This window comes from Nitriliruptor sp., assembly GCF_040882075.1.
Classification (GTDB): domain Bacteria; phylum Actinomycetota; class Nitriliruptoria; order Nitriliruptorales; family Nitriliruptoraceae; genus Nitriliruptor.
The window spans coordinates 27,040-53,404 of the sequence record NZ_JBBEBZ010000206.1; the positions used below are offsets into that span (position 1 = coordinate 27,040).

A 26,365-nucleotide genomic window follows, 5' to 3' on the forward strand; every position below is an offset into this window, starting at 1 on the left:
CGTTCGACCGCCACGACCGGGAGTCGACGTGCGCACCATCGCGACCCTCGCAGCCCTGCTCATCCTCGCCGCCAGCTGCGCCCGACCACCGGCTCCGACCGTCGAGCCGAACGCGGTAGCACCTGACGCCGAAGCTCCGATGGACGGCGCCGCTGCCGGGAGCCAGTTGGCGCTCGGCACGCCGGACTGCCCGCCGGTGCTCGGCGCCGACGACCCGGATCCGTTCGGGCAGGGCACGGACCCCGCCCTGGCGGGAGAGTGGGTCGGCGCGGCGAGCCAGTTCGTCGAGGGCGATCTCGCCGATCGGACCGGCGGGCTGTACCTCGACCAGGACGCTGGAGAGCTGGTGGTCATCGCGGTCGGTCCCGACCCGGACGCGACGGTGGACGAGGTCCGTGCCGCCGTGCCCGACGAACACCGGGACCGGGTCGTCTGCCGTCACGGGGCGTGGACGACCTCACAGCTCCAGCGCATCCTCGAGGTGGCGGTCGGCGCCGTCGACGGGCCGTCCTCCGGTGGGGTCGACACGGTCCGCAACCGCGTGACCTTCGCGCTCGAGACCGGCGATCCCGAGCAGGTGCGCACCGCCGTCGCCGACGAGCTCGGCCTCGACGCCTCCGCAGCCCTGGTCGTCGAGGTCCCGCCCTGCGCCGAGGAGGTCGGTGACGTGCCCGACGGCGCGACCGCTCTCCCCGGCGGCGGCAGCACGTGTCAGGGGATGGACGCGTTGGCGACGGGCACCCTGGTCGGCGACGTGGCGACGGGGTGTCTGGCGCTCGGGACCGGTGACCTCGAGGAACCGCTGGCGTGGCCGCGCGGCTGGTACGTCACCGCGGACGGCGTGGTCCACGACCACCGGGGCGAGCCACGGGCGAGCCTCGGTGACGAGGTCGCGCTCGGTGGCGGGTTCGTCCCGATCGAGGACGACGGCGGGTGCGGCTTCGACGGGGCGTTCCTCGTCAGCAGCCTCGACCCTGCCTGAGGCCCCGGCTCAGAGCTGGTCGTGATGGCGGTGGTCGTGGTGGTGGGCCTCGTCGATGACGAGGGTCCCGTCCCCGAGCACGTGGGCGTGGTCGCCGTAGGCGCGCGCGAGGACATCCGGTCGCAGCACCTCACTGGCCGCACCGCTCGCCACGAGCGTGGTGTTCAGCAGCACGACGTGGTCGGCGAGGCTGGCCGTGCCGACGTCGTGGGTGGTCAGTACCACGGTCCGACCGGCGGCCGCCTCGGAGGTCACCACATCGGCGATGACCTCCTGGGTGACGAGGTCGAGCCCCGTGATCGGTTCGTCGAGCAGGAGGACGTCGGCCTGCTGGGCCAACCCCTGCGCCACGTAGGCCCGCTGGCGCTGCCCGCCCGACAGCTCCACGAGCTGCCGCGCCGCGATGTCCGCGACCTGCAGACGGTCGATGGCCGCCTCGATCGCATCGCGGTCCTCGCGACCCAGGCGTCGGAACCAGCCGGTGTGGCCGTAGGCGCCCATGCGGACCGTCTCGCGGACCGTCAGGGGGACCGCCGTGTTCGCGGTGGTCGTCTGGAGCACGTGGGCGACGCGGCGCCGGACCTCCGCGGGCCGCCGCCCGAGCACCTCGACCGTGCCCGAGGCGGGGTCGACCAACCCCGACAGCACGCCCAGCAACGTGGACTTCCCCGACCCGTTCGGACCGATGATGGCCGTGACACGACCGGCGGGCAGGTCGAGGTCGAGGTCACGCAGGGCGGTGTGACCGCCGTAGGCCACGGTCAGGTTCCGGCACGAGACCGCGGGCGCAGCGGTGGGTCGCTCGTCCATCCCGAGCCACCTCCATCGTGTTGCGGTCTAGGAACGGTTCCCATAACCTCTTCGGGACCGACCCCGAACGTTACCCGACGATGGAACCGCTGACATGGATCGTCCCTCCCGCTCCTCCCGCTCTTGCCGCTGCGCCGGACGCTTCGTCGTTGCGACCTCGGCGCTCGCCCTGGTCGCGAGCGGGTGCAGCACCGGCACCGAGCCGGAGCCGAACGTCGCGGCGTCCGTCGAGACGGTCAGCGACGTCGAGCCGGTGACCGTCGTGGCGACCACCTCGATCCTCGGTGACGTGGTCGAGCAGCTGGTGGGGGAGGATGGGACGGTGACGGTGCTCATGGGCCCGGGGGTGGACCCGCACGGGTACGCACCGAGCGCTCGCGATGCCGCGACGATGCGCGAGGCCGATCTCGTGGTCGCCAACGGTCTGCAGCTCGAGGAGTCGCTGGTGTCGACCCTGGAGGCGACCGAGGACGAAGGGGTGCCGGTCTTCGAGCTCGCGCCGCTGGTCGACCCGCTGGCGTACGAGCTGGCGGGCACGCACGACGATGAGGACGAGCACGGGCACGCGGACGAGCACGGGCACGAGGACGACCACGCCGACGAGGACGACCACGCCGCGGACGCACACGGCCCCGAGGATCCGCACGTCTGGTTCGATCCGGAGCGGATGGCTGCAGGGGTGGAGCTGTTGGCCGCCGAGCTCGCGACGGTCGCGCCCCAGGTCGCCGCTGCCGAGTGGGAGACGCGCGGAGCCGCGTACGCCGCCGAGATCCGCGCGGTCGATGCCGAGCTCGCCGCCGCGTTCGCGGACGTGCCGACCGAGCGCCGGGTGATCGTGACCAACCACGACTCGCTCGGGTACCTCGCAGCCCGCTACGACCTCGAGGTCGTCGGCACCGTCATCCCGGGGTCTTCGACCCAAGCCGAGGCCGACCCCCGCGGTTTCTCCGAGCTGGTCGCCACGGTCGAAGCCGAGGGCATCGAGGTGATCTTCGCCGAGAACACCGATTCGGTCCGGCTTGCCGAGCAGCTCGCCAGCGAGGTCATCGGCCGCTCCGACCTCGAGGTCGAGGTCGTGCAGGTGGCGACCGACGCGCTCGGCGAGCCCGGCTCACCGACCGGTTCCTACCTCGGTCTCCTGCGTGAGACCGGCACGACCATCGCGGCGCGGTTGGCCCGGGCCGGGTGAACCGGGCCGTTCGCCGGCCGGGCTGCGCCTACCGTGCGCTGGTCCACCGCACGCGACGAGCGACCAGGAGGTTGCCGGTGCTCGAGCTGCTGACCGAGCCCTTCGGCTTCGAGTTCCTGCGCAACACCCTCTACGCCGGGCTCTTCACCGTCGTGGCCAGCTCCCTCATCGGCACCTGGGTCGTGCTCCGCGGCATGTCGTTCATGGGGGACGCGCTCGCGCACGGCGTCCTGCCGGGCATCGCCGTGGCCTACATCACGGGGGGCAACCTGCTGCTCGGGGGTGCGGTGTCGGCGGCCCTCATGATCGGTGGTGTCACCCTCATCTCGGCGCGCAGCCGGCTCGGTGAGGACGTCTCCATCGGGCTGCTGTTCGTCGGCATGCTCGCCGCCGGCGTCGCCATCATCAGCAAGGGCGGCTCCTACGCGGGTGACCTGACGACGATCCTGTTCGGCGAGCCGCTCGGTGTGCGCCCCTCCGACGTGCGCATCGCGGGCGTCGCGGCGCTCGTGACGCTGATCGCGACCGTCCTGCTCTACCGGCCGTTCCTCGTGCTGTCGTTCTCCCGGGTGAAGGCGCAGGCGCTCGGCCTGCGACCGACGCTGTCGCACTTCGTCATGCTCGCGCTGATCGCCGGGGTGGTGATCAGCTCGTTCCGCACCGTCGGCACGCTGCTGGTCTTCGCGCTCCTGGTCGCCCCGCCCGCCACCGCGGCGCTCGTGTCGCGCCGGGTCCCGGTGATGATGGGGGTGGCGGTGCTCGTGGGCTCGTTCGCCGTGGTGCTCGGCCTGGTCGTCAGCTACCACGCCGCGACCGCGACGGGGCCGACGATCGCGGGGCTGGCGGTCGTCACCTTCTTCGTGGTCCTGGCCGGGGTGGAGATCCGGGACCGCCTGGCGAGCGCGCGGGTGTCGCGGCGGCCGGTGACCGCCTGACGTCCCGACGGCGCGTCAGCAGCCGATCAGCCGCAACCGCCGCAGGTCCCCACGAGCTCGAGGTGGTGGGCGTCGACCGAGAAGTCCCGATCGCGCTGCGCCGTCGTCACCGCCTCGTGGAGGGCGTCCTCGACCGCGTCCGGCAGCGTGATGTCCTCGATGCCTCCGCAGGAGGAGCACACGAGGTGGTGGTGGTGCTCGGAGAGCTCCTCGGCGAGCTCGAACCGGCCCGTGTCGTCGGTCGAGGTCAGACGCCGGACCGCACCGGCCTGCTCGAGGATGGCGAGGTTGCGGTAGATCGAGCTCTGCGACTGGTGCGCTCCGAGGTCGATCAGCTCCGGGATGGTGACGGGGCGGCCGGTATCGGCGAGCAGGTCGACGAGTTGACGTCGGCCGCTGGTGTACCGCTGCCGCGTCCGTCGCAGCTGCTGGTCGACCGTCGCGTGCATGTCCCTGCTCAACGCGGGGCCCCCAAGGCGTCCGTGGCACCGTTCCGGTGCGGATCGTGCGGTCCCGCCACGGTACCAGCCGTTCCGAGAACGCCTGGGAACGGGCGGGTGTGGCCCACCGACTCGGGGGACATCGACCGGAGCCGGGCTCACTACACTCCCCACCTCGGTCGGGCCCGAACGCCTGACGCTCCCCGCGGCCTCGTGCCGCCTCCCTGACCTCCCGGAGCTGTCCCGTGCGCACCTACCTGCGGCCCATCGCGGCCCTCCTCGCTGCTGTGCTGTTGACCGCGTGCGGGGACTCCGGAGGTGCGCTCGGCAACCGCGCGGCGACCGTCGACGGCAGCGACATCAGCCGTGAGCTGCTCGAGCGGATCGTCACCTCGCAGCTGTCCGGTGAGGGTGCGCCGACCGGTGACGAGCTCGCCGCGGCCACCGGCGAGGTGCAGCGCAACGTCCTCTCCACCCTGATCTCGATCGAGATCGTCGAGGGGCTCGCGGAGGAGGAGGGCATCGAGCTGTCCGAGGAGGACCTCGACACCGCCTACGAGGAGCAGGTCGAGCTCTACGAGGAGCAGGCGGAGATGTCCGGGCAGGACCCGGACTTCGAGGTGTTCCTCGACTCGATCGGCCTGACCGAGGAGGAGTACCGCGACCTGATCGTGGCCGACGTCGCCCGCCGCGAGGCACTCACGGCGCTCTACGCCGAGGAGATCAGCGACGACGACGTCCAGGCCCTCTACGAGGAGACCGCCGAGCCCCAGATCGACTCCCGGCACATCCTGGTCGAGACCGAGGACGAGGCGCAGGACGCGATCGACCGCATCGAGGGTGGCGAGGACTTCGCCGACGTGGCCGCGGACGTGTCGACCGACGGGTCCGCACAGGACGGCGGCAACCTCGGCGTCGCGCCGGCCAGCCGCTACGTGCCGGAGTTCGCCGACGCCATCTCGAGCGGCGAGGTAGGTGAGCTGCTTGGACCGGTGCAGACCGACTTCGGGTTCCACGTGATCGAGGTGCTCGACGTCCAGGACCCGCCGTCGTTCGAGGCGACCGAGGAGCAGCTCCGCGCCCAGCTCGAGCAGCAGAACGAGCAGAACCCCGAGCTCCTCGCGCGCTACGAGGAGGCGTTCGCCGCCGCCGACGTGTCCGTCGCGGCTGGGCTCGGCGAGTGGGACTCCGAGCAGGGTCGCGTCATCGACCCGGACGCCGCGGTCGGTGAGGGCGGCGAACCGCCGCTGCCCGGCGAGGACGGCACCGACCAGGTACCCGCCGAGGACGGCTCCGGTCAAGCGCCTGCCGAGGACGGCGAGACGGCCGACCAGTGACCCCGGTCGCGCCCACCGTCGTCCTCGTCGAGACCGACGCTGGGCTGCCGGGGCTCCTGCCCTTCCAGGCGTGGGACGCGCTCGGCACGGCTGACGTCGTGCTGCTGCGCGACCCCGATGTCCACCCCTCCGCGCCCCACCTGCACTTCGCGGGGATCGACCTGGTCGCGCTCGAGCCCGCCACCCTCGAGCGTGCCGACCTCGACCTGACGCGCCCCGGCGATCCCACCGATCGCAAGCTCGCGAAGGCGCTCGTCCAGCGGGCCCGGACCGACGGGCGGGCCGTCTACCTGCTCGGCCCGGACGACCCCGGCCTGCCCGTGGCGGTCGGGTCGGCGTCCCAGGGCACGGGGGTCGAGGTCGAGCTGGTCTTCCTCGCCCAGCAGCCCGCCGGCGTCGAGGTCCTGCGCCTGGTCGACGTCATGCGACGCCTGCGCGACCCGGACGACGGCTGTCCCTGGGACCTCGAACAGGATCACGCGACGCTCGTGCGGTACCTGATCGAGGAGACCTACGAGCTGGTCGATGCCATCGAGACCGGCACCGACGTCGACGTGGTCGAGGAGCTCGGCGACGTCCTGCTGCAGGTGGTGTTCCAGGCGCAGGTCGGCGCCGATCGGCGCGCCTTCACCATCGACGACGTGGCCCGCGGTATCGCGGACAAGCTGGAGCGTCGCCACCCGCACGTGTTCGCCGACGGCACCGCGTCGCCGGAGGCGCGGAGCGGAGCGAGCACGCCCGGCGCCGGTGGACTGACCGCCGCCGAGGTCCAGGAGAACTGGGACCGACTCAAGCAGGACGAGAAGCGCCGCCAGGGTCCCTTCGACGGCGTCCCGGACGCGCTGCCCGGTCTGGTACTGCTCGAGACCCTCCAGCGCAAGGCGGCCAAGTGGGGGTTCCGCTGGGACGATCTCGCGGGGCCGGTCGCCAAGGTCCGTGAGGAGCTCGACGAGGTCGAGGCCGCTGCCGCAGCCGGCGACCCCGACCACGTCGCGGCCGAGGTCGGCGACCTCGTCGGTGCGGTCGTCGCTCTGGCCCGCCGGCTCGAGGTCGATCCGGACGAGGCGGCCCGTGCAGCCGCTCGACGCTTCCGCACCCGGTTCGAGCGGGTGTTGCGCGACGCGGCCGAGCGGGAGCTCGACCCCGCCGACCTCGACCGATCGACGTGGCTCGAGCTGTGGGAACGGGCCCGGTCGCCCGAGAGCTGATGCCCGCCTCGGATCGTGGACCGCGCTGGACCGAGCGCCATCGCTAGGCTCGTCCGCGCGAGCAGCGTCGACCCCGGAGGCGAGCCCGTGCCACCTGAGCAGTGCCCCGAGTGCGGCCGGTTCCTGAAGCGGGCGCTCATCGTCGGTCTGGCCGAAGCGCCGGCCCCGTGCCCCCGCTGCGGGGTGGAGCTCACCGCCGATCGGTTCGGTGGTGGCACGCCGACCGACCCTCCGGCGACCTCGGTGCGCCCGCCGGACCTGCGACCCGACGAGGTGCGGGACATCGACGACCCGGTCGCCACCTGGGATGCGGGCGTGCCCGTCGGGGTCGCCGCGGTCCGCGACGAGCGTCCGTTCCCGGTCGACACCGTCGTCGTGCTGGGGGCGGCTGCGGTCGGTCTGGCGCTCGGCCTCGGTCTCGGTCAGCGCCGCGGTCGGAACGCCGTCCTCGGCGCCCTCGGCGGCGCCGTCGGTGCCGGGATCGCCCGTCGGGTGTGGCAGCTGCCGTAGGGCCGCCAGCCGTGGGGTACGTGTTGCCCGTGTGATGCGTCGTTGTCAACGGTGTGCGTGTGTCGTACCGTCGCGCGCGTTCACCCGCCCCGTCAGGACCCCCCGTGGACGTCACCACCATCGAGCTCGTGCGTGCGCGCGAGATCCTCGACAGCCGCGGCAACCCGACCGTCGAGGTCGAGGTGGGCCTGCTCGACGGTTCGCTCGGTCGCGCGGCGGTCCCCTCCGGCGCGTCCACGGGTGAGTCCGAGGCGGTCGAGCTGCGCGACGGTGGCGACCGCTACCTCGGCAAGGGCGTCCAGCGCGCCGTGGCGAACGTGCGCGAGACCATCGCCCCCGCCCTGCTCGGCCACGACGCGACCGAGCAGCGCGCCATCGACTCCCTGCTGCTGCAGCTCGACGGCACCGACAACAAAGCCTCGCTCGGCGCGAACGCCGTGCTCGGCGTGTCGATGGCGGTGGCTCGGGCGGCCGCGCAGGCGTGCGGTCTGCCGCTCTACGCCTACCTCGGTGGTCCGAACGCCCACCTCCTGCCCGCTCCGTGCATGAACGTGCTCAACGGCGGCAGCCACGCGGACTCGAACGTGGACTTCCAGGAGTTCATGATCGTCCCCGTCGGCGCCCCGACCTTCAGCGAAGCGCTGCGGATGGGGACCGAGACCTACCACCGGCTCAAGACCGTCCTCCACGACCGTGGCCTGTCCACCGGGCTCGGCGACGAGGGTGGCTTCGCGCCGAACCTCCCCTCGAACGCCGACGCGCTCGACCTGCTCGTTGAGGCCATCGAGGCGGCCGGGTTCACGCCCGGGGACGACCTCGCGATCGCGCTCGACCCGGCGACCAGCGAGCTGTTCCGCGACGGCGCCTACCACCTCGACGGGGAGGGCCGTGTCCTGTCCTCGGGTGAGATGGTGGACCTGTGGGAGGACCTGATCGGTCGTTACCCCATCGTCTCGATCGAGGACGGGCTCGACGAGGGCGACTGGGATGGTTGGCAGCTGTTGACCGAGCGCATCGGTGACCGGGTCCAGATCGTGGGCGACGACCTGCTCGTCACCAACCCGGCGTTCGTCGCGAAGGGCATCGAGCTCCGTGCGGCCAACAGCGTCCTGGTGAAGGTCAACCAGATCGGCACGCTGACCGAGACCTTCGACGCGGTCTCCCTCGCGCACCGCGCGAGCTGGACGACCATGATCAGCCACCGGTCCGGCGAGACCGAGGACGCGACCATCGCCGACATCGCCGTCGCGGTGAACGCCGGGCAGATCAAGACCGGCGCACCGGCGCGATCCGACCGCGTCGCCAAGTACAACCAACTCCTGCGCATCGAGGAGGAGCTCGGCGACGCGGCGCGGTACGCCGGCGTCGACGCCTTCCCCCGGGCCCGACGCGGGTGACCGGGACCCCGCCCCGACGTCCGGACGCGCACGCGCCGAAGGTCGACCGCGTGCCGCGTCGCGCTCCGGCGCCGGTGCAGCGCGCGGCGTCCGGTGTCGCCCGGGCGGGTCACGGCCTCCGCGGGTTGTGGGTCGATGCACGGTCGGGGCAGCGGCCGCTCCTCGTCGTGCTGGTCGTCTCGATCATCCTCGGCGTCGTGATGCTGTCGGGCCCGTTCGAGCGCTACGCCGACGGACGGACCCGCGTCGAAGCGATGCGCGTCACGGCGGCTGCTCTCGACGAGGAGAACGCCCGGCTCGAGCGGCGCGCTGAGCACCTCTCCGACCCGGCCGAGCTCGAGCGCCTCGCCCGCGAGGAACAGGGGATGATCCGACCCGGTGAGGTGCCCTACACCCTGGTGCCCCCGGAGGTCGACCGGCCCGTCATCTCCGCGCCCCGCGGGTCGGAGACCGACCAGCTGACCGCGCCCTGGTACGCCCGAGCGTGGGACACCGTCCGCGGCTGGTTCTGATCGACAGGTCCGTGGAGCTACTCGGCGGCGGCGATGGTGGCGGCGATCTCCGCGCCGCGTGACCCGTCGACGGGTGCCTGGCGGCCCTCGCTCCGGGCGGCCACCAGCGCCTCGACCTCCTCGGCGATGCGCTCGTCGCTCTCGGACAGCTCCTCGACGTCGAGGTCCTGGAACTGCAGCACGCCCATGTCCTCGTAGGCGGCCTGCACCTTGGGGCCCCACAGCCCGATGTCCTTGACCGTCGGCACCACGCGGCTGAAGAGGGCCTTGCGGAACTCGGTCATCATCTGGTGGCGGTCGACGTAGGCACACAGTTCGTCCGCATCGAACCCGAGCGTGTCCCACACCTCGCGGGCCAGGAACCGGTCGCGCAGGAGGTAGGACGCCTCGACCACGAACTCCTCCCGCTCCTGCCGTTCGGCCTCCGTGAGGTCGGCGTACGCGTCCTTGAGGGCGAGTCGGCCGAAGGCGATGTGGCGAGCCTCGTCCTGCATGACGTAGGCGTTGATCGACTTGGTCAACGGATCGCCGGTGAAGTCCCGGATCATCGAGAACGCGGCGAGCGCCACGCCCTCGATCATCACCTGCATGCCGAGGTAGGTGAAGTCCCACCGCCCGTCGGTGATGGTCTGATCCAGCAGGCTCTTGAGCGAGTCGTTGATCGGGTAGGCGAGCTGCAGCTTCTCGTGCAGGAACCGAGAGTAGGTCTCGACGTGGCGGGCTTCGTCCATCGTCTGCGTCGCGGCGTAGAACTTGCTGTCGATGTCGGGAACGGTGCTGACGATCTTGGCCGAGCAGACGAGCGCGCCCTGTTCGCCGTGGAGGAACTGCGAGTTGGTCCAGGCCATGTAGTGGAGGCGGACCTCGTCCTTCTCGGCGCGTGACAGCCGGTCCCAGGTGGGGGAGCCGAAGATCGGCACGACCTCGTCGGGGACGACGCTCTGGTCGGTCGGGTCGGGGTCGTGGGACCAGTCGATGCGGTGCACCGAGTCCCACTGCTTGTCCTTGCCCTTCTGGTACAGGTTCAGCATGCGCTCGCGCCCCGCCTGGTAGTCCCAGGTGAAGGCCACGGTCGACTCGACACCGGGGATGTGCCACCCGGTCTCCTCGACCGGCACGGTGTAGGTGTGGGTCTGCACGCAGCGCTCCTGCTGTCGGGACGGCACGGCCGGGCTCCCGCCGGACGCGTGGCACAACTGAACGCTACACGTAACACCGTGGGCAACCACCTCTCCGGTGGCCGCAGGGACCGTCACGCGCACCGCGCACCGCGCGCCGCGCGCCGTGAGCCCCCTGGGCACCCGGACACGAGCCCGGAGCGCCCGCGGGTGCCGGCCCTCCGCCCGTCGGGCCGGTGGCGCGGTGTTGCCGTGCCGGGGGCGGCTCCGTACCGTGGTGGGCGTCGCTGCCCGCCGGTTGGGCGCCGATCAGCACCTCGGGTGGTCCTTCGACCGCTCCGCGCGCCCCGCCTCGCTTCCCGTCAGGCGGGTCACAGTCCGAAGAAGCTCGGCTGCTCCGGTGGCCACGACGGGGTCCCACGGTGCCGCGCGCGCACCAGACGGCCCACAGGGAGTTGATCGCACTGCAGGGACAGATCGTCAAGGGCAAGGTCGTACGGCTCGAGGAGTACGGCGCGTTCGTCGAGGTGACCACCGAGGAGGGCACCACCGTCACCGGTCTGGTGCACGTCTCCGAGGTCTCCACCGAGTTCGTCGAGAACATCTACGCCGAGCTGGCCGAGGGTGACGAGGTCGACGTCAAGGTCCTCGACATCAAGGAGGACGGCAAGGTCGACCTCTCGATCAAGCGCGCCGACCCGGACTGGCAGGACGAGGAGTCCGTCAACCTGCGGTCGAAGCTCGACAAGGACTTCAACAAGCGGCTGCGCCGCTTCATGCACAAGTCCCAGATGATCCAGGGTGAGGCTCGCCGGCAGAAGCGCGGTCGCGTCGATTCGTGACCGCTGAAGGGACCCCGGACGTCGACGCTCGGGGCCCCGGCGCGACGACCGCGCGTCGCCGTCCGGTGATCCGGCCCGCAGCGCCGGGTCGCGTCCCGCACCCGGACGATCCCCGAGCGGACGACGCGGTCCACCGCGACCCGGCTGCCTCGTACGCCCGGGCAGCCGCGGGATCGACGGTCGATGCGCGCGAGCGTGCGGTCGTGACCGCCCAGCTCGGGCGGCCAGCCCGCGGCCAGCCCGCGGTGGTACACCGGTGCCGCTGGGATCTGCCGACGGTGGTGCGCGTGGCGCCGAAGCTCGAGGACGGCACGCCGTTCCCCACCACCTTCTGGCTGTCGTGTCCGGCGCTGCGCAGCGCCATCGGCACGCTCGAGGCCGACCAGTCGATGGTCGGGCTCAACGACCGACTGCAGGACGACGGCGAGTTCGCGGGGGAGTACGCCGCCGCGCACGAGCGCTACGTCGGCTTCCGCGATGACCTCGGAGGCCAGCTCGAGGGTGACCCCGGAGCCGGGGGGATGCCGGGCTACGTCAAGTGTCTCCACGTGCACGCTGCCCACCACCTCGCCACCGGCGACAACGTCGTCGGTGCGTGGACCGTGGACGCGGCGGCCCCGGTGCGGTGCCACGGGCCGTGCGTGGACCCAGCCGACATCGACGGTGCCGTGTCGCCGGAGGACGGTCCGTGACGGGCCCGCGTGCTGCGGTCGACGTCGGCACGAACTCGGTCCGGTTGTTGGTGGTCGACGCCGACGGGGCGAGGCTGACCCGCGAGCTGACGATCACCCGGCTCGGCCAGGGTGTCGACGCGACCGGCAGGCTGGACCCCGCCGCGCTGCAGCGGACCGTCGACGCGATCGCGGGCTACCGAGCGATCTGGGAGTCGCACGGGGTCGACCGGGCCGTCCGGATCGCTGCCACCTCGGCGGTCCGGGACGCGAGCAACCGGGACGCCTTCTTCACGGGCGTCCGCGCGGTCGCCGGGGCCGATGCGGAGGTGCTCTCCGGGGACGAGGAGGCAGCGCTCGCCTTCGCGGGTGCGGCCGGAGCGGTCGACGTCGCTACGCCGACCGCGGTCATCGACGTCGGTGGTGGTTCGACCGAACTCGTGGTCGGCGACGAGGTCGGCGCCGTCGTCGGGTCGGTGTCGTTGCAGCTCGGTTGCGTCCGGCTCACCGAACGTCACCTCCACGGTGACCCGGCGACCGACGATGAACGCCGCGCGGCGGTCGCGGAGATCGATGCCCGCCTCGACGAGGCCGATGCGGCGCTCGGCCGCCAGGGTGCGTCCCTCGGTGAGGTCGGATCGCTCATCGGTGTGGCGGGGACGGCCACGACACTCGCCGCGCTCCACCTCGGGTTGGACGAGTACCACGAGGAAGCGATCCACGGCACGCGCATCCCGACCGCAGCGCTCGTTGCGCTGACCGAGGACCTGGTCGGGCGCACCTCGGCGCAGCGCGCCGCGCTCGGACCGGTCCAGGCCGGCCGCGAGGATGTGCTCCACGGTGGGGCGCTGGTGCTTGCGGCGGTGCTCCAGCGCTACGCACTGGCCGAGCTGGTGGTCAGCGAGGCCGACGGCCTGGACGGCGCGGTCGCCTCGCTGGGTTGACTAGCGTCATCCGACCGGCGCGAGCGCGCCATCACCGCTGCCCGTAGGACGCGACGTGGACGAACGGTTGGCCCCCGAGGTCTTCTGGCCGACGCTGCGGACCGCGCTCGCGGGCGTCCCGAGCGAGCTCAGCACTCCGCCGCCGGAGGCACGGGTCGGCGCGGTGCTGGTGCTGATCGAGGACACCTCCGACGGTCCCACCGTGGTGCTGACGCGCCGCCGGCGGGATATGCGTTCGCACCCGGGGCAGCTGTCCTTCCCCGGCGGTCGGCTGGACGCCGACGAGAGCATCGAGCAGGCGGCGGTCCGCGAAGCCGAGGAGGAGGTCGCCCTTCGGCCGGACACCGTCGAGGTCGTCGGTCGCGGCCCGACCTTCTACATCCCGCCGTCCCGGTTCTGGGTCGTCCCGGTGCTGGCCCGCTGGAACGAACGCCACGAGCTCATCGAGAACCCGTGGGAGGTCGACGAGGTCCTCCACGTGCCGCTCACCCAGCTGCTCGACCGGGACCGGTGGCGTCACACCCCGCTCTCGCTCGAGGGGTCGGCGTGGGCCTGGCAGCTCGAGGACGACCTGCTGTGGGGCGCGACAGCGATCGTGCTCGCGCTGCTGCTGGACACCGCGCTACCGGGGTGGAACGACGGGCTCGGTCCGGCGGACCTCGGCGAGGACCTCGCCGCCAGGCCGTGGGAGCAGGTGCCGGCGTGGGAGCGTCGCGCACGGCTCGACGGGGACCTGCCGTCGGTGCCCCAAGGCGAGGTGACGCACGTCACGCAGCAGCAGGCTCGCGGCGTCCGCGCGTGGCTCGACGAGCGTGGCGTGGACGCCGCGGCCCGAGCCGAGCAGGCGGGCCGCGGCGCCGCGCACGCCGTCCGACGTCTGCTCGTGGGGTCGCTCACGGACCGGTCCGTGACGGTGCTCGCGGGCCCGTCGTCGAACGGGTGGGCGGGCATGGTCGCGGCACGTCTGCTGTGCACCGCCGGGGCGCACGTCGAGGTGCTGCTCGTCGGTGAACCACGTTCGCCGGACGCGGCGCGGGTGCTCGAGGACGCCGGTGTGGACGTCGTGCGCGTCGTTGCCGAGGAGCTCGGGGACGACCGGCCACCGGGTGAGGTCGTCGTTGACGCCCTGCTCGGCATCGGCGGCGAGCCGCCGCTGCGTGACCTCCCGGCCCGGGTCGTCACGTGGTTGCGGCGGCACGACGTCGCGGTCGTCGCGCTCGACCTGCCGTCGGGGATGGGCGCCGACGTCGGGCTCCGAGGCGCCTGCGTCACGGCGGACGTGACGGTCGCCTTCGGCGCGCCGACCGTGGGTCTCACGCCGCGCATCGTGGCGCCCTACGTGGGCGACCTCTACCTCGCCGACCTCGGCATCCCGCCGGCCGCGTGGCGGTCGGTCGGGGCCGAACCGCCGATCGAGTTCGGTGGGGGGCCGCTGGTGCGGTTGACCGCGGAGGACCGGGCGACCGATGCCGGGACCCCGGACCAGGGCGAGGTGCCGCCGGCCTGAGCTCCGGTCTCGCTCGACGCCGGCTGGTCAGAGCGGCCGCGGGAAGCGACCGTCGGGGCCAGGCCGGTAGGGCCGCGCTTCGAGCACCGCAGTGCGGTCGATCGGGCCGTAGACGTGCGGGAACTGCTGCCCCTCGTCGGCCAGGTCCTCCCACACCACCGGCGCCGTCAGCCGGGTCGAGTCGATGGTGAGCACGACCAGGTCCTCACGACCGGCGAACCGCGCGTCGGCCACCGTGGCGATCTGGTGCGGCGCCGAGCAGTGCACGAACCCGTCCTCGGTGAACGCCGGTGGCGCGTAGCTCGACCCCGCGGCCTCCCACTCGGTGGCGACCGCGATGTGCAGGATCGGCGTGACCGGCTGCTCGACGAGCACGTGGGCTTCGCTCGATGTGGACTCGTGCGGACGGTGGGATTCGAACCCACAAGAGCCGAAGCTCCAGGTCTTTTAAGGACCCTGCGTCGCCGCTGCGCCACGTCCGCGTTCGGTTCAACAGTACGTCAGCTCGCGTCAGGAGGTCGAGTCGACCGGCTGCCCTCGGCTCCACGCTTGGCCGGTGTGGTGCGAGGTGTCGAGACCCAGCCTCGTCATGGCTCCTGCGACCCGGGCCCGCGTCCCCCCTGCATCCGGAAGTCCCAGCTCGCGGAGCACAGCTGCCATCGATCTGCTGCCCTCGACGGCTGTCCGGAGGTGAACGTCGTCGATCGGGACGGACGCGACACGCTGGCGGACGGGTGGAACCGCGACGCCGAGACGGTCGGCGGCCCTGCGAACCACCTCGTAACTGCCGCCTCTCGGGACGATGCCGAGGGCTCGGCAGAGGTCGGCGATGGTCCGGACCTCGGGGTCGGCGACGGCGTCGCGGAACTGCTGGTCGGTGTAGCGGCGCGCTCCCACGCGGGCGGCTCCTCACCGCCCCCGGTGATGGATGTCGACGAGGTCGACCGTAGGTCGCGGGTGCGACACCGACGCACGCGACGGCCGTGGCTCTGAGGGCAACCACCGCGGACGCGGGCGTCTACGCTGCCGGCCCAACGAGCGGGAGGCGTCGGTGAACAGCGTCGACGTCGTGGTGGTGGGCGCGGGGCTGTCGGGACTCGTGTGCGCCCGCCGGCTCGCCGCGGCCGGTGTCAGCGTGCAGGTGGTCGAGGCACGCGACCGGGTCGGCGGTCGGACCGAGCATGGACGGCTCCCCGACGGCCAGCCGATCGAGCTCGGGGGCCAGTGGATCGGGCCGGGACAGACGCGGATGTACGCGCTGCTCGAGGAGCTCGGGCTGTCGACGTTCCCGACCTACGACGAGGGCGAGCACGTCCTCGAGTTCGGCGGCGACCGACGCACCTTCACCGGAGACACGCCGCCGCTCGGCGGCTTCGGGCTCGCCGATCTCGCGGCCTCGATGGCCCGCCTCCACCGCCAGGCGGGCCGCGTCGACCCGGCTGCACCCTGGACCGCTCGGCACGCGCAGCACCTCGATGCCCGGACGTTCGAGACCTGGGTCGCGCGGCACCCGACCCGCGCGGCACGCTCGTTCTGGCGGCTGTTCGCCCGCGCGGTGTTCGCGACCGAAGCGGCGAACCTGTCGCTGCTGCACGTGCTCACCTACGTGCGGCAGGCCGGTTCGGTCGAGACGTTGATCGACACCACCGGCGGAGCGCAGCAGGACCGGGTCGTCGGCGGAACGGCGCGCATCGCCGAACTGTTGGCGGATCAGCTCGACCCGTCGGTGAGGCTCGACACACCCGTCCGAGCCATCCACACCGATGACCGGGGGGTCGACGTCGAGAGCGTCGACGGCGAGCGCCTCCGGGGACGCCAGGTGGTCGTCGCCCTGCCTCCCACCCTGGCGGGCCGGATCGCCTACCACCCTGCGCTCCCGGCCGACCGCGACCTGCTGACCCAGCGGGTACCGATGGGAGCGGTCATCAAGCTGCACCTGGTCTACGACCGGCCGTGGTGGCGCGAGGATGGCCTGTCCGGCCAGGCGCTCTCCGACGGCCCGGTGACCCAGGTGGTCTTCGACAACTCGCCGCCGGACGGGTCGTGCGGCGTGCTGCTCGCCTTCATCGAGGGCGTCGACGCGCTGCGCTGGGGACCCGCGCCGGCCGAGGAGCGTCACGCCGCCGTGGCCGCGAGGCTGGCGGGGATGATCGGCCCGGCTGCGGCTCACCCGGTGGCGGTGGTCGAGCGCGACTGGACGACCGAGCCGTACTCACGTGGCTGCTACGGCGGCCACCTGCCGCCCGGGGTGTGGACCCAGCTCGGCCCCGCTCTCCGCCGACCTGTCGGCCGCATCCACTGGGCCGGGACCGAGCACGCCACGGCGTGGACCGGGTACCTCGAGGGCGCGGTCCGCAGCGGCGAGGAGACCGCAGCAGCCGTCCTGCGCTCGCTCCGGACGGACTGACCAGCCACACGTGGCAGCGAGGTCAGCCCTTCGTGGCGTCGCCCTGTGCGGCGCGCGCCACGTCCTCCTCCGCAGCCTCGGCCAGAGCGCCGAGATCGGCCTCACCCGCGACGTCGATCGCGCCGGCACCGAGCTTGGCGCGCTGCACGACCTCGAGCCGTCGCGCGAGGCGCGAGAGCCCCCAGATGATGATGAAGTACAGGACCCCGACGCCGACCCAGGTCTGCAGGTCGTTGATCGGTGAGCCCTGCGCGAACGCCCGTCCGCGGCCGGTGAGGTCGCTGGACAACCCGATGATGAACCCGAGCGAGGTGTCCTTGGTGATCGTGGCCAACTGCGCCACGATCGTCGGGATCATCCGCCGGAGCGCCTGCGGCAGGATCACCAGGCGCATGGCCTTGCCCTCGGTCATCCCCACCCCGAGGGCGGCTTCACGCTGACCACGGTCGAGCGAGAGGATGCCGGCCCGGAAGACCTCGGCCAGGACGGCCATGTGGTAGAGCGTCAGGCCGATGATCAGCGCGTACAGGGCGTTGCGCGAGATCGTGTTCCCGAGCCCGGCGGGCAGCAACTGCGGCAACGCGAAGAACGAGAAGTAGATGAACAGCAGCACCGGTGGGCCGCGGAAGACGTCGATGACGAGCCCCGCCAGGAACCGGAACGGGCGGCTCGGCGAGAGACGCACCAGCGCGAGGAACAGGCCGATGATCGAGGCCAGGACCATCACGGCCACGGCGGCGCGCAACGTGTCCCACAACCCGGCGACCAGGAAGCTCGGCCAGCCGGCGTCGAAGTCGACGAACTGGGACCACAACCGCGGCGCGAACTGCCCCTCGGCGTACAGCCGGTACAGGATCATCCCGACGAAGGCGGCCAGGACGATCGAGGCGGCGATCGTGGCGTAGCGCACCCGAGCGCGGCCACGCGGGCCGAGCTCCTCGGTCAGGACGGAGGCGCTCATCGGGCGATCTCCACGCGACGTTCGATCAGCTTGAACAGCTGGGCAGAGCCGTAGACCAGCACGATGTAGATGAAGCCGATCACGAGGAAGGCGGACGGGAAGTCCGCGTTCGCCTGACCGATGTTCCGAGCGCCGCGGGTCAGCTCGTTGATACCGATGACCAGGAACACCGAGGTGTTCTTGAGGTTGGCGATCCAGAGGTTGCCGAGCGGTGGGACGACCGTGCGGATGGCCTGCGGCAGGACGACGCGGCCGACCACGCCCGTGAAGCCCAGACCGATCGCTCGGGCGGCCTCGGCCTGGCCGAGCGGCACCGCGTTGACCCCCGACCGCAACGCTTCAGCGATGTAAGCGCCGGTGTACATGCCGAGCACCAGGATCACGGTGTCGGTACGACCGAAGGGCCACCCGGCCCGGCCGCCACCGACCCAGAAGAGGATGGCGAGGACCAGGAGCGGCAGGTTGCGGTAGAACGAGGTGTAGAGCGACCCGGCCCGTTGCAGCACCGGGACGGGGGACAGCCGCATGCCGGCGATGACCACGCCGATGACGAACGCCAGCGCGTAGGACAGCACCGCGAGGCGCAACGTCTCGAGGGTGAGCGCGACCAGGAGATCGGCGTTGTCGCTCGCGAGTTCGAACAGGGCCACGGCTCACCTCCTCGATGTGCGTCGTTCCAGCGCCGTTCCGGGGCGCGGCAGGTGCGGCGCCCCGGAACGAGGTGGTGCTCAGTAGCGGTCGACGGCCGGCGGCTCGGGGGCCGGGACGACCACACCTGCGGTCGCGTCCCACGCGGCTTCCCACTCGCCGGACTCGTAGAGCTGCTCGAGACGGTCGTTGATCCAGTCGCGGAAGTCCTCGGCCTCGAGCTGGACGCCGATGCCGTAGGGCTCCTCGGTGAACGGGTTGTCGACGAGCTCGAAGTCGTCCGGACGCTCATCGATCAGACCGATGAGGATCACGTTGTCGGTCGAGACGGCCTGGACGCGGCCCTGGGCGAGCTCCTCGGCGCAGGCTGAGTAGGTGTCGAGCGCGATGACCTCTTCGGGGTCCTCGACCATCTCGTTGATGTTGTCGAGCGAGGTCGAACCCTCGACCGAGCAGATGGTCTTGCCCGTCAGGTCCTCGACGCCGCCGATGCCCTCGGGGTTGCCCTTGGCGACCATGATGTCCTGGCCGGCCTCGTAGTACGGACCCGCGAAGCCGACGAGCTCCTTGCGCTCGTCGTTGATGGTGTAGGTCGCCACCACGATGTCGACGGTGTCCTGCTGGAGGAACGGTTCGCGGTTCGCGGACACGGCCTCCTGGAACTCGACGTTGTCGGCGCCGCCCTCGCCCCAGATGCCCTCCGCGATGAGGCGGGCGATCTCGGCGTCGAAGCCCTCGACCCCGCCAGGGGTCTGGACGCCGAACAGCGGCTGGTCGTACTTCACGCCGACCCGGAGCACGTCGGCCTCCTGGATGGCGGCCATGGTCGAGCCCTCCTCGAACTCGCCCTCCTCGGCGGTCGCCTCGGCGTCGCCGCCGTCCTCCGCGCCATCGTCGCCGCCGTCATCGCCGCAGGCCGTGGCCAGCAGCGCGAGCGACGCAGCGGCGGCGATGAGCCGTCGGTGCTTGGTGAAGGTGCGCATCTGTTTCCTCCGTCTCGTCGCGGTTCTCCACGACGTTGGTGGTTCTCGGTGCTCGGCGCCCCCGTGCCGCCGAGCCTGGGACAGTTCGTGGGACAGGATCTAGTGGGACAGGATCTTCGAGAGGAAGTCCTGGGCCCGTTCGGTCTGCGGATCGTTGAAGAACCGGTCCGGGGTCGCGGTCTCGACGATCCGGCCCTCGTCCATGAACACCACGCGCCTCGCGGCGGACTTGGCGAACCCCATCTCGTGGGTCACGACGATCATGGTGGTGCCCTCGGAGGCCAGCTCGAGCATCACGTCGAGGACCTCGGAGATCATCTCGGGGTCGAGCGCCGAGGTGGGCTCGTCGAAGAGCATCACCTTCGGGTCCATCGCCAAGGCCCGGGCGATCGCCACACGCTGTTGCTGCCCACCGGACAGCTGCGCCGGCATCTTGTCGGCCTGGTTGGCGATGCCCACCCGCTCGAGCAGTTCCATCCCGCGGGCCTTGGCGTCGGTCTTGCTCTTGCCGCGGACCTTGATCGGGCCGAGCGTGACGTTCTCGAGGATGGACTTGTGCGCGAACAGGTTGAAGGACTGGAACACCATGCCGACGTCGGCGCGGAGGGTGGCGAGCGCCTTGCCCTCGGCGGGGAGGGGCTCGCCATCGATCAGGATGCGGCCCTCGTCGACCGGTTCGAGCCGGTTGATCGTGCGACACAGCGTCGACTTGCCGGACCCGGACGGCCCGATGACGACGACGACCTCCTGCGGCGCGACCTCGAGGTTGATGTCCTGCAGCACGTGCAGATCACCGAACCACTTGTCCACGCCCTCGACGGCGACCAACGGTTGCGTCACGTGCACCTCCGAGCGGGTGGGACCATCAGGCGACGCTAGCAGCGGACCTCCTACCGCGGTCGGAGGAACGGAACCCGCGTGCTCGGCGGCACTCCAGCGTCCAGCTTCGTCGGCTCCCGGCGCCCTCGCCCTAGCCTCGGCTCCTGCCGCGACCATCGACGGACTGGAGCACGTTGTGTCGAGCCGCTGGTTCCCACGCGGGGCGGTCGCGTCCCCGCACCACCTCGCCTCGTCGGCCGGGGCCCGGGTCCTTGCCTCGGGCGGGAACGCCGTCGATGCCGCGGTCGCCGCCAACCTGGTGCTGGCGGTCGTGACCCCGTACCACTGCGGTGTCGGCGGCGATCTCCTGGCGATCGTGCACGACGGTGCGGCCACCGGCGTCCTGTCGGTGGGGGCGATGCCCGGCGGTGCGACGCCGACCGCGCTGCGTCGCGCCATCGAGGCCGGGCACGGCAGCGTCGTCCGGTTGCCCGGGACCGACGGGATGCCGACGTTCGGTGCGCTGCCGGTGACCGTCCCGGGCGCGGTGGCGGGGTGGGCGCACCTGCTCGACCGCTGGGGCTCCCGCTCGTTCGGTGACGTGGCGTCGGCAGCGGTGGCGCTGGCGGAGGACGGGTTCCCCGTCTCGTCCCACGCCCAGGTGCACGTCGACCGTGCCCGCCCGGTCCTCGCCGAGCAGCCCGGGTGGGAGACCACCTACGGGGTGATGCGGGCAGGCCGGCGGTTCGTCCAACCTGAGCTGGCCCGGACGCTGCGGATCGTGGCCGAGGACGGTCCGGATGCCGTGTACCGCGGCCCGATCGGCGAGCGGATCGTCGAGGTGCTCCAGGCCCACGGCTCGACGATGACCGCCGCGGACCTCGCCGACCACGGGGTCGAGGAGGTCGCACCGCTCCGCGGCCGGTTCCGTGACCGGACGGTCCTCGAGCTGCCGGCGCCGACGCAGGGCGTCACGGCGCTGACCGCGCTCGGCATCCTCGACCGGTGTGCACCGCGGCCGGCCGACGACACCGACCGCGAGGCCGGACGTGCCTGGCACGACGAGGTCGAGGCGGTCCGACTCGCCCTGCGCGACCGGCAGCACCACCTCGGCGACCCGCGGGCCATGCGGACCACCGAGGCTGCACTGCTCGACCCGTCGCGGCTCGATGCGTTGCACGGCGAGATCGGGGACCGGGCCGCGCCCATCGAGCTCGTGCGGCCCTCACCCGGCGGCACGGCCTACCTCTGCGCCGGTGACGCCGACGGTCTGGTGGTGTCGTTGATCCAGTCCAACTTCGTGGGCTTCGGTTCCGGGGTCGTCGTGCCGAGCTACGGCTTCGGCCTCCACGACCGGGGTGCGCACCTGCGCCTCGAGGGACCGCCCGACGAGCCGAACGTCGTGGCGCCCGGGATCCGGCCGATGCACACCCTGATCCCCGGCATGACCGTCACGGACGAGGACGCTCCCGACCTCGTGTTCGGCACGATGGGTGGTGACGGCCAGGCGCAGATCCACGCCCAGCTGCTGCGGCGGTGGATCGATGCTGGGCAGGACCTCCAGACCGGTATCGACGCGCCTCGGTTCACCGTCGACGTCGGCGATGGCAGCGTGGCCGTCGAATCCCGTGCGCCGCGAGCCGTCACGGACGGTCTGCGTGAGCGCGGTCACGAGGTCCGGGACATCGGTCCGTTCGAGCACCTCAGCGGGCACGCCCACGCCCTGCGGGTGACCGCCGACGGGTACGAGGGCGGCAGCGACCCTCGCTGCGAGGGCGCGGTCACCGGCTGGTGAGTCGGGCTCCAGCCAGGCTGCTGACCGGCCAGCCGGAACACTCCGGTACCTCCTCGGTACCGTCGGCTCGCACACGCCATCGGAGCCTCCCGTGTCGGATATCCGCACCGTCGAGCTCGGCCAGTTCACCGACGAGAACGCGGACCGCATCGCGGGACTGCTCGAGGAGGCTGGCATCGTGTGGTGGTTCAAGCAGAGCGGGCGGTGGGGCCGGACGCTCTTCCTCGGCGACTGGGGGACCCGCCTCTACGTCGATGCGACGCGACTCGAAGACGCCCGGGCGCTGGCACGCCAGGTCCTGGACGGTGACGGTCCTCCCGAGCAGGGGCGCTCGTAGCGGGTGACCTCAGCGCTGGTCGAGATCGCGGGCTGCGGCCACGGCGACCAGGAGCGTCAGGCCGGCCACCAGGGCCGCGACAGCCGCCGGCCCGGGTCGCACGGCGAGCGTCAGCTCCACACCGCGGGGCAGGTCGCCGGCGACAGCGCGTAGTTCCGCGACGGCGCCGGCACCGTCCGGGAACCGCTCGAGCGTCGGACGGCGCAGCTGTGCCACGAGCCCGGAAACGACCAGCGCGGCGGTCGCGGCGAGCAGGCACGGTCGGGTCCACCCGGGGTGCCGGTCGATCGCGAGCGCCACGCCCAGCCCGACCGCGACGGCGCCGGACACGGCTGCCACCCACCCGGCCACGGTCGACCACCCGGGGATGGTGGCGACGGCGCGGTCCTCGGCGACCCCCAGCATGGCCAGCTCCGCCGTCGCCTCGTGCCACGGCAGGGCGAGTGCGACGACCGCCAACACCCCGGCGAGCGCCGCCACCGCCCCGGCGACGCCAGAACCGCGGCCGAGCGAGGCCAGGACGGGATGGTGGTGAGGGCGCACGTTCGTACCCTCCTCCGCACCAGGTCCGGTCACCGCGACCCCGGCGGCGACCGCCGCGCACCCTACGTCGTGCTTCCGCGGTGTCGTCCACCTCGTGGTGTCCAGGCGCCGGCGGGCGTTCGCGGACGGGCGCACGGCTCCGGCTCCGAGGTGGGCGAGCGACGTCCGGGCGGTAGGCTCCGCCGCCGTCCAGCCACCGCGGTCCGTGCCTCGCTCCGATCGCCGCCGGACCCGTCCGCTGTCCATCGTCAGGAGCGCCCGTGTCGCCGTCCGCGCCGATGCGGCTGGCCGTGCTGGTGTCGGGGTCGGGGACGAACCTCGCCGCGCTGCTGTCGGCCGTCGCGCAGGACCCGGACTTCGGGGGCGAGGTGGTGGTCGTCGCATCGGACCGCCCCGATGCCGGCGGCCTCCAGCGCGCGGACGACGCGGGGATCGCCACGGTCGTGGAACCGCTGGCCGACCACCCGGACCGTGCGGCTTGGGAGACGACCCTGCGCCGGCGGATCGAGGAGCACCGGCCGGATGCGGTGGTCCTCGCCGGCTTCATGCGGATCCTGTCGGGGGCCTTCCTCAGCGGGTGGCCCGACCGGGTCATCAACACCCACCCATCGATCCTGCCCGCCTTCCGCGGTGCTCACGCGGTGCGCGACGCGCTGGAACACGGGGTGCGTCTGACCGGGTCGACGGTCCACCTCGTCGACGAGGAGGTCGACCACGGTCCGATCATCGCCCAGCGGGCGGTCGAGGTCCGTGAGGACGACGACGAGACCTCCCTGCACGAGCGCATCAAGCACGTCGAACACGAGCTGCTGCCGGCCTGCGTCAAGCTGCTGTGCCAGGGGCGGCTCGAGGTGGCCGGCCGCCACGTGCGCGTGCGCCCCACCTGATCCGCCGACCTACCCGCCCGGCGCGACCCGCGCCCCCGCCCGAGGAGCCACCCGTGAGCGACGCCGCAACCCCCGTCCGTCGCGCGCTCGTCAGCTGCTTCGACAAGGCGGGCGTCGCCGACCTCGCTGCCGCCCTGCACGACCGCGGGATCACGATCGTGTCGACCGGTTCGACCGCGGCGACCATCCGGGAGTCCGGCGTCCCGGTCACCGAGGTGGCCGAGGTCACCGGGTTCCCCGAGTGCTTCGACGGTCGGGTCAAGACCCTCCACCCCCGGGTCCACGCGGGGATCCTCGCCGATCGCACCGACCCCGCCCACGTGGCGGAGCTCGCGGAGCTCGAGGTCGACGCCATCGACCTGGTCGTGGTCAACCTCTACCCGTTCGAGGAGACCGTGCGGTCGGGCGCCGGCGCCGACGACGTCATCGAGATGATCGACATCGGCGGGCCGACCATGATCCGGGCTGCGGCCAAGAACCACGGTTCGGTCACGGTGCTCGTCGATCCGACCGACTACGACGGCGTGCTGGCCGAGCTCGACGAGCACGGTGGGGTGGCGGCCGCGACCCGCCGACAGCTCGCGACCAAAGCGTTCCAGCACACCGCCGCGTACGACACGATGGTCGCGGCCTGGTTCCAACGTGACGAACCCTTCCCGGACCAGCTCGGTCTCGCGCTGCCGAAGGTGTCGAGCCTGCGGTACGGCGAGAACCCGCACCAGGGGGCGGCCCTGTACCGGATCCCGCTGCCGGTGAACGAGACCGGATCGCTCGCGGCCGCGGGGATCGCGGATGCCGAGCAGCTCCACGGTAAGGAGCTGTCCTACAACAACATCCTCGACACCGACGCCGCCTGGAACATGGCTGTCGACCTCGACGATCCGTGTGTGGCGATCATCAAACACACCAACCCGGCCGGGTACGCGATCGCGGCGAGCATCGAGGACGCCTACCTCCGCGCGCTCGAGGGCGACCCGGTCAGCGCGTTCGGTGGCATCGTCGCCGCCAACCGCCGGATCGACGCGGCGACGGCCGAGCGGATCGTCGAGGTGTTCACCGAGGTCGTCATCGCCCCGGGGTTCGAACCGGAGGCGCTCGAGGTCCTGCGGACCAAGAAGAACCTTCGCATCCTGGCCATGATGGACGCGTCACGTCCCCGCACGGGTCGTCAGCTGCGCAGCGTGTCGGGCGGCTTGCTGGTCCAGGACCTCGACGTCGGTGCCGAGCCGTGGAACGAGTGGCGGGTCGCCGGCGCCGTCGAGCCGGACGAGGACACGATGGCCGACCTGCACTTCGCGTGGACCGCGGCCAAGCACACCAAGTCCAACGCGATCGTCCTTGTCCACGACGGCCAGCTGGTGGGGTGCGGCGCCGGGCAGATGAGCCGGGTCGACTCGGTCCGTCTCGCCGTCGAGCGGTCGGGTGACCGGCACACCGGGTCCGTGCTCGCCAGCGACGCGTTCTTCCCCTTCCGTGACGGTCCGGATGCTGCTGCCGCCGCCGGGGTGCGCGCCATCGTCCAGCCGGGTGGCTCGGTCCGCGACGACGAGGTCATCGCCGCCGCCGACGAGCACGGCATCGCCATGGTCTTCACAGGCCGGCGCCACTTCCGCCACTAGCACCGCTCCGGCACGAGTCCAGACCCACCCGCTCGGAGGAGCCCCGATGACCGCCGACCTGATCGATGGCAAGGAGCTGGCCCGCCAGCTACGGGGCCGCATCGCCGACGAGGTGACGCGGATGCGGGCGGACGACGACGTGATCCCCGGGCTGGCCGCCGTGCTGGTCGGCGACGACCCCGCGTCCCGCATCTACGTCGGGATGAAGCACCGCGACTGCATGGAGGTCGGGATCGCCTCCCGGATGGTGGAGCTGCCGGCGGACACCTCGCAGGCGGACCTCGACGCCCTGGTCGAGGAGCTGAACGCCGCCGACGAGATCGACGGCATCCTGGTCCAGCTGCCGCTCCCCGACCACCTCGACGAGCGTCGGATCCAGGAGCTGATCTCGCCGGACAAGGACGTCGACGCGCTGAACCCGTACACGGCGGGCCGGCTCGCGATCGGTGACCCGACGTTCCTGTCCTGCACGCCGTACGGGGTCCTCGAGCTGCTCGCGCACGCCGGCGTCGACACGGTCGGTGCGAACGTCGTGGTCATCGGGCGGTCGAACCTCGTCGGCCGTCCGTTGGCGAACATGCTGACCCTGAAGGGGCGCGACGCGACGGTGACGCTCGCACACTCCCGGACCCGCGACCTCGCGGCCGTGTGTCGGACAGCGGACGTGCTGGTGGCTGCGGTCGGTCGAGCGGGCCTCGTCACCGCGGACATGGTGCGGCCGGGTGCCACCGTCATCGACGTCGGGACCAACCGCGCCGACGACGGGTCGCTGGTCGGCGACGTCGATTTCGAGGCCGTGGCGGAGGTGGCGGGGGCGATCACGCCGGTGCCCGGCGGTGTCGGTCCGATGACCCGCACGATGCTGCTCCAGAACACGCTGACCGCCGCGCGGCGTCGCCGCGGGCTCGAAGCGCCGGAGTAGAGCGCGCGGCTGACGGTCCCCGGACGCTCGCCGGTCGCGCGG

The 26,365-nt window shown here is 72.2% G+C and carries 27 protein-coding genes and 1 tRNA gene; 18 read left to right on the forward strand and 10 right to left on the reverse strand.

Features of this window, described 5'->3' with window-relative positions:
• The first annotated feature begins 28 nt into the window (after nucleotides 1-28).
• A complete protein-coding gene (locus tag WEB03_RS15005) occupies nucleotides 29-982 on the forward strand; it encodes a hypothetical protein (protein ID WP_368071725.1) in 954 nt (317 codons plus the stop codon).
• 9 nt (nucleotides 983-991) lie between these two features.
• Here the strand turns inward: WEB03_RS15005 and WEB03_RS15010 are convergent, their stop codons facing one another.
• On the reverse strand, nucleotides 992-1,792 hold the full coding sequence (locus tag WEB03_RS15010; RefSeq protein WP_368071726.1) for a metal ABC transporter ATP-binding protein: 801 nt from the start codon (nucleotides 1,790-1,792) through the stop codon (nucleotides 992-994).
• A 94-nt stretch (nucleotides 1,793-1,886) separates the two neighbouring features.
• Here WEB03_RS15010 and WEB03_RS15015 point away from each other — a divergent pair, with 94 nt between their 5' ends.
• Together WEB03_RS15015 and WEB03_RS15020 are read left to right on the forward strand one after the other, a co-directional pair.
• Nucleotides 1,887-2,981, forward strand: coding sequence for a metal ABC transporter solute-binding protein, Zn/Mn family (locus WEB03_RS15015; protein WP_368071727.1), 1,095 nt, complete (start codon nucleotides 1,887-1,889; stop codon nucleotides 2,979-2,981).
• 77 nt (nucleotides 2,982-3,058) lie between these two features.
• Nucleotides 3,059-3,916 (forward strand): metal ABC transporter permease, encoded by an 858-nt coding sequence (locus WEB03_RS15020; RefSeq protein WP_368071728.1) that lies wholly within the window; start codon nucleotides 3,059-3,061, stop codon nucleotides 3,914-3,916.
• A gap of 26 nt (nucleotides 3,917-3,942) precedes the next feature.
• On the opposite strand, the gene WEB03_RS15025 is transcribed toward WEB03_RS15020, so the two are convergent.
• Complete coding sequence (locus tag WEB03_RS15025; protein ID WP_368071729.1) at nucleotides 3,943-4,365, reverse strand: Fur family transcriptional regulator; 423 nt, start codon at nucleotides 4,363-4,365, stop codon at nucleotides 3,943-3,945.
• Nucleotides 4,366-4,601: 236 nt separating this feature from the next.
• Here WEB03_RS15025 and WEB03_RS15030 point away from each other — a divergent pair, with 236 nt between their 5' ends.
• The 5 genes from WEB03_RS15030 (at nucleotide 4,602) to WEB03_RS15050 (ending at nucleotide 9,320) form a co-directional block, all read left to right on the forward strand.
• On the forward strand, nucleotides 4,602-5,693 hold the full coding sequence (locus WEB03_RS15030) for a peptidylprolyl isomerase (RefSeq protein WP_368071730.1): 1,092 nt from the start codon (nucleotides 4,602-4,604) through the stop codon (nucleotides 5,691-5,693).
• Nucleotides 5,690-6,901, forward strand: a complete 1,212-nt coding sequence (mazG, locus tag WEB03_RS15035; protein ID WP_368071731.1) for a nucleoside triphosphate pyrophosphohydrolase — start codon at nucleotides 5,690-5,692, stop codon at nucleotides 6,899-6,901. Before WEB03_RS15030 ends, mazG begins: the two co-directional genes overlap by 4 nt.
• A gap of 87 nt (nucleotides 6,902-6,988) precedes the next feature.
• Nucleotides 6,989-7,411, forward strand: coding sequence for a hypothetical protein (locus tag WEB03_RS15040; RefSeq protein ID WP_368071732.1), 423 nt, complete (start codon nucleotides 6,989-6,991; stop codon nucleotides 7,409-7,411).
• A 104-nt stretch (nucleotides 7,412-7,515) separates the two neighbouring features.
• Nucleotides 7,516-8,808: a phosphopyruvate hydratase gene (eno, locus tag WEB03_RS15045; RefSeq protein WP_368071733.1), complete on the forward strand. Its 1,293-nt coding sequence runs from the start codon at nucleotides 7,516-7,518 to the stop codon at nucleotides 8,806-8,808.
• A 50-nt stretch (nucleotides 8,809-8,858) separates the two neighbouring features.
• Nucleotides 8,859-9,320 (forward strand): septum formation initiator family protein, encoded by a 462-nt coding sequence (locus WEB03_RS15050; protein WP_368071734.1) that lies wholly within the window; start codon nucleotides 8,859-8,861, stop codon nucleotides 9,318-9,320.
• Nucleotides 9,321-9,337: 17 nt separating this feature from the next.
• Here the strand turns inward: WEB03_RS15050 and WEB03_RS15055 are convergent, their stop codons facing one another.
• A complete protein-coding gene (locus tag WEB03_RS15055) occupies nucleotides 9,338-10,459 on the reverse strand; it encodes a ferritin-like domain-containing protein (RefSeq protein WP_368071735.1) in 1,122 nt (373 codons plus the stop codon).
• Between the two features lie 434 nt (nucleotides 10,460-10,893).
• Between WEB03_RS15055 and WEB03_RS15060 the strand changes: the two genes are divergently transcribed.
• Genes WEB03_RS15060 through WEB03_RS15075 form a run of 4 tightly spaced genes read left to right on the forward strand, consistent with a single transcriptional unit; the run spans nucleotide 10,894 to nucleotide 14,402 of the window.
• Complete coding sequence (locus WEB03_RS15060; RefSeq protein ID WP_368071736.1) at nucleotides 10,894-11,280, forward strand: S1 RNA-binding domain-containing protein; 387 nt, start codon at nucleotides 10,894-10,896, stop codon at nucleotides 11,278-11,280.
• The gene (locus tag WEB03_RS15065) at nucleotides 11,277-11,972 is read left to right on the forward strand and encodes a DUF501 domain-containing protein (RefSeq protein WP_368071737.1); all 696 of its coding nucleotides are present in this window, start codon (nucleotides 11,277-11,279) and stop codon (nucleotides 11,970-11,972) included. The genes WEB03_RS15060 and WEB03_RS15065 overlap by 4 nt, the downstream gene beginning before the upstream one ends.
• Nucleotides 11,969-12,895: an exopolyphosphatase gene (locus tag WEB03_RS15070; RefSeq protein WP_368071738.1), complete on the forward strand. Its 927-nt coding sequence runs from the start codon at nucleotides 11,969-11,971 to the stop codon at nucleotides 12,893-12,895. The genes WEB03_RS15065 and WEB03_RS15070 overlap by 4 nt, the downstream gene beginning before the upstream one ends.
• Before the next feature lie 55 nt (nucleotides 12,896-12,950).
• Complete coding sequence (locus WEB03_RS15075) at nucleotides 12,951-14,402, forward strand: NAD(P)H-hydrate epimerase (protein WP_368071739.1); 1,452 nt, start codon at nucleotides 12,951-12,953, stop codon at nucleotides 14,400-14,402.
• A gap of 27 nt (nucleotides 14,403-14,429) precedes the next feature.
• Here WEB03_RS15075 and WEB03_RS15080 read toward each other — a convergent pair whose 3' ends face one another.
• Complete coding sequence (locus WEB03_RS15080; protein WP_368071740.1) at nucleotides 14,430-14,777, reverse strand: DUF952 domain-containing protein; 348 nt, start codon at nucleotides 14,775-14,777, stop codon at nucleotides 14,430-14,432.
• A gap of 25 nt (nucleotides 14,778-14,802) precedes the next feature.
• Nucleotides 14,803-14,884, reverse strand: a tRNA-Leu gene (locus WEB03_RS15085).
• 569 nt (nucleotides 14,885-15,453) lie between these two features.
• Between WEB03_RS15085 and WEB03_RS15090 the strand changes: the two genes are divergently transcribed.
• The gene (locus WEB03_RS15090) at nucleotides 15,454-16,809 is read left to right on the forward strand and encodes a flavin monoamine oxidase family protein (protein WP_368071741.1); all 1,356 of its coding nucleotides are present in this window, start codon (nucleotides 15,454-15,456) and stop codon (nucleotides 16,807-16,809) included.
• A gap of 22 nt (nucleotides 16,810-16,831) precedes the next feature.
• Here the strand turns inward: WEB03_RS15090 and WEB03_RS15095 are convergent, their stop codons facing one another.
• The 4 genes from WEB03_RS15095 to WEB03_RS15110 all read right to left on the reverse strand — a co-directional run bounded on the left by WEB03_RS15095 (nucleotide 16,832) and on the right by WEB03_RS15110 (nucleotide 20,241).
• A complete protein-coding gene (locus WEB03_RS15095; RefSeq protein ID WP_368071742.1) occupies nucleotides 16,832-17,770 on the reverse strand; it encodes an amino acid ABC transporter permease in 939 nt (312 codons plus the stop codon).
• Nucleotides 17,767-18,420, reverse strand: coding sequence for an amino acid ABC transporter permease (locus WEB03_RS15100; RefSeq protein WP_368071743.1), 654 nt, complete (start codon nucleotides 18,418-18,420; stop codon nucleotides 17,767-17,769). Before WEB03_RS15100 ends, WEB03_RS15095 begins: the two co-directional genes overlap by 4 nt.
• 78 nt (nucleotides 18,421-18,498) lie before the next feature.
• Nucleotides 18,499-19,401, reverse strand: a complete 903-nt coding sequence (locus WEB03_RS15105) for a glutamate ABC transporter substrate-binding protein (RefSeq protein WP_368071744.1) — start codon at nucleotides 19,399-19,401, stop codon at nucleotides 18,499-18,501.
• 99 nt (nucleotides 19,402-19,500) lie between these two features.
• Nucleotides 19,501-20,241: an amino acid ABC transporter ATP-binding protein gene (locus tag WEB03_RS15110; protein WP_368071745.1), complete on the reverse strand. Its 741-nt coding sequence runs from the start codon at nucleotides 20,239-20,241 to the stop codon at nucleotides 19,501-19,503.
• Between the two features lie 175 nt (nucleotides 20,242-20,416).
• Here WEB03_RS15110 and WEB03_RS15115 point away from each other — a divergent pair, with 175 nt between their 5' ends.
• Nucleotides 20,417-22,015, forward strand: a complete 1,599-nt coding sequence (locus WEB03_RS15115) for a gamma-glutamyltransferase family protein (RefSeq protein WP_368071746.1) — start codon at nucleotides 20,417-20,419, stop codon at nucleotides 22,013-22,015.
• 91 nt (nucleotides 22,016-22,106) lie between these two features.
• Entirely contained in the window at nucleotides 22,107-22,352 is a 246-nt protein-coding gene (locus tag WEB03_RS15120) for a hypothetical protein (RefSeq protein ID WP_368071747.1), read from the forward strand.
• A gap of 9 nt (nucleotides 22,353-22,361) precedes the next feature.
• Here WEB03_RS15120 and WEB03_RS15125 read toward each other — a convergent pair whose 3' ends face one another.
• Complete coding sequence (locus tag WEB03_RS15125) at nucleotides 22,362-22,895, reverse strand: hypothetical protein (RefSeq protein ID WP_368071748.1); 534 nt, start codon at nucleotides 22,893-22,895, stop codon at nucleotides 22,362-22,364.
• Between the two features lie 260 nt (nucleotides 22,896-23,155).
• Between WEB03_RS15125 and purN the strand changes: the two genes are divergently transcribed.
• The 3 genes from purN to folD are packed head-to-tail and all read left to right on the forward strand — an operon-like array spanning nucleotide 23,156 to nucleotide 26,323.
• On the forward strand, nucleotides 23,156-23,782 hold the full coding sequence (gene purN / locus WEB03_RS15130) for a phosphoribosylglycinamide formyltransferase (protein WP_368071749.1): 627 nt from the start codon (nucleotides 23,156-23,158) through the stop codon (nucleotides 23,780-23,782).
• Between the two features lie 53 nt (nucleotides 23,783-23,835).
• Nucleotides 23,836-25,401, forward strand: a complete 1,566-nt coding sequence (gene purH / locus WEB03_RS15135) for a bifunctional phosphoribosylaminoimidazolecarboxamide formyltransferase/IMP cyclohydrolase (RefSeq protein ID WP_368071750.1) — start codon at nucleotides 23,836-23,838, stop codon at nucleotides 25,399-25,401.
• 46 nt (nucleotides 25,402-25,447) lie between these two features.
• Nucleotides 25,448-26,323 (forward strand): bifunctional methylenetetrahydrofolate dehydrogenase/methenyltetrahydrofolate cyclohydrolase FolD, encoded by an 876-nt coding sequence (gene folD / locus WEB03_RS15140; protein WP_368071751.1) that lies wholly within the window; start codon nucleotides 25,448-25,450, stop codon nucleotides 26,321-26,323.
• Nucleotides 26,324-26,365 lie beyond the last annotated feature (42 nt).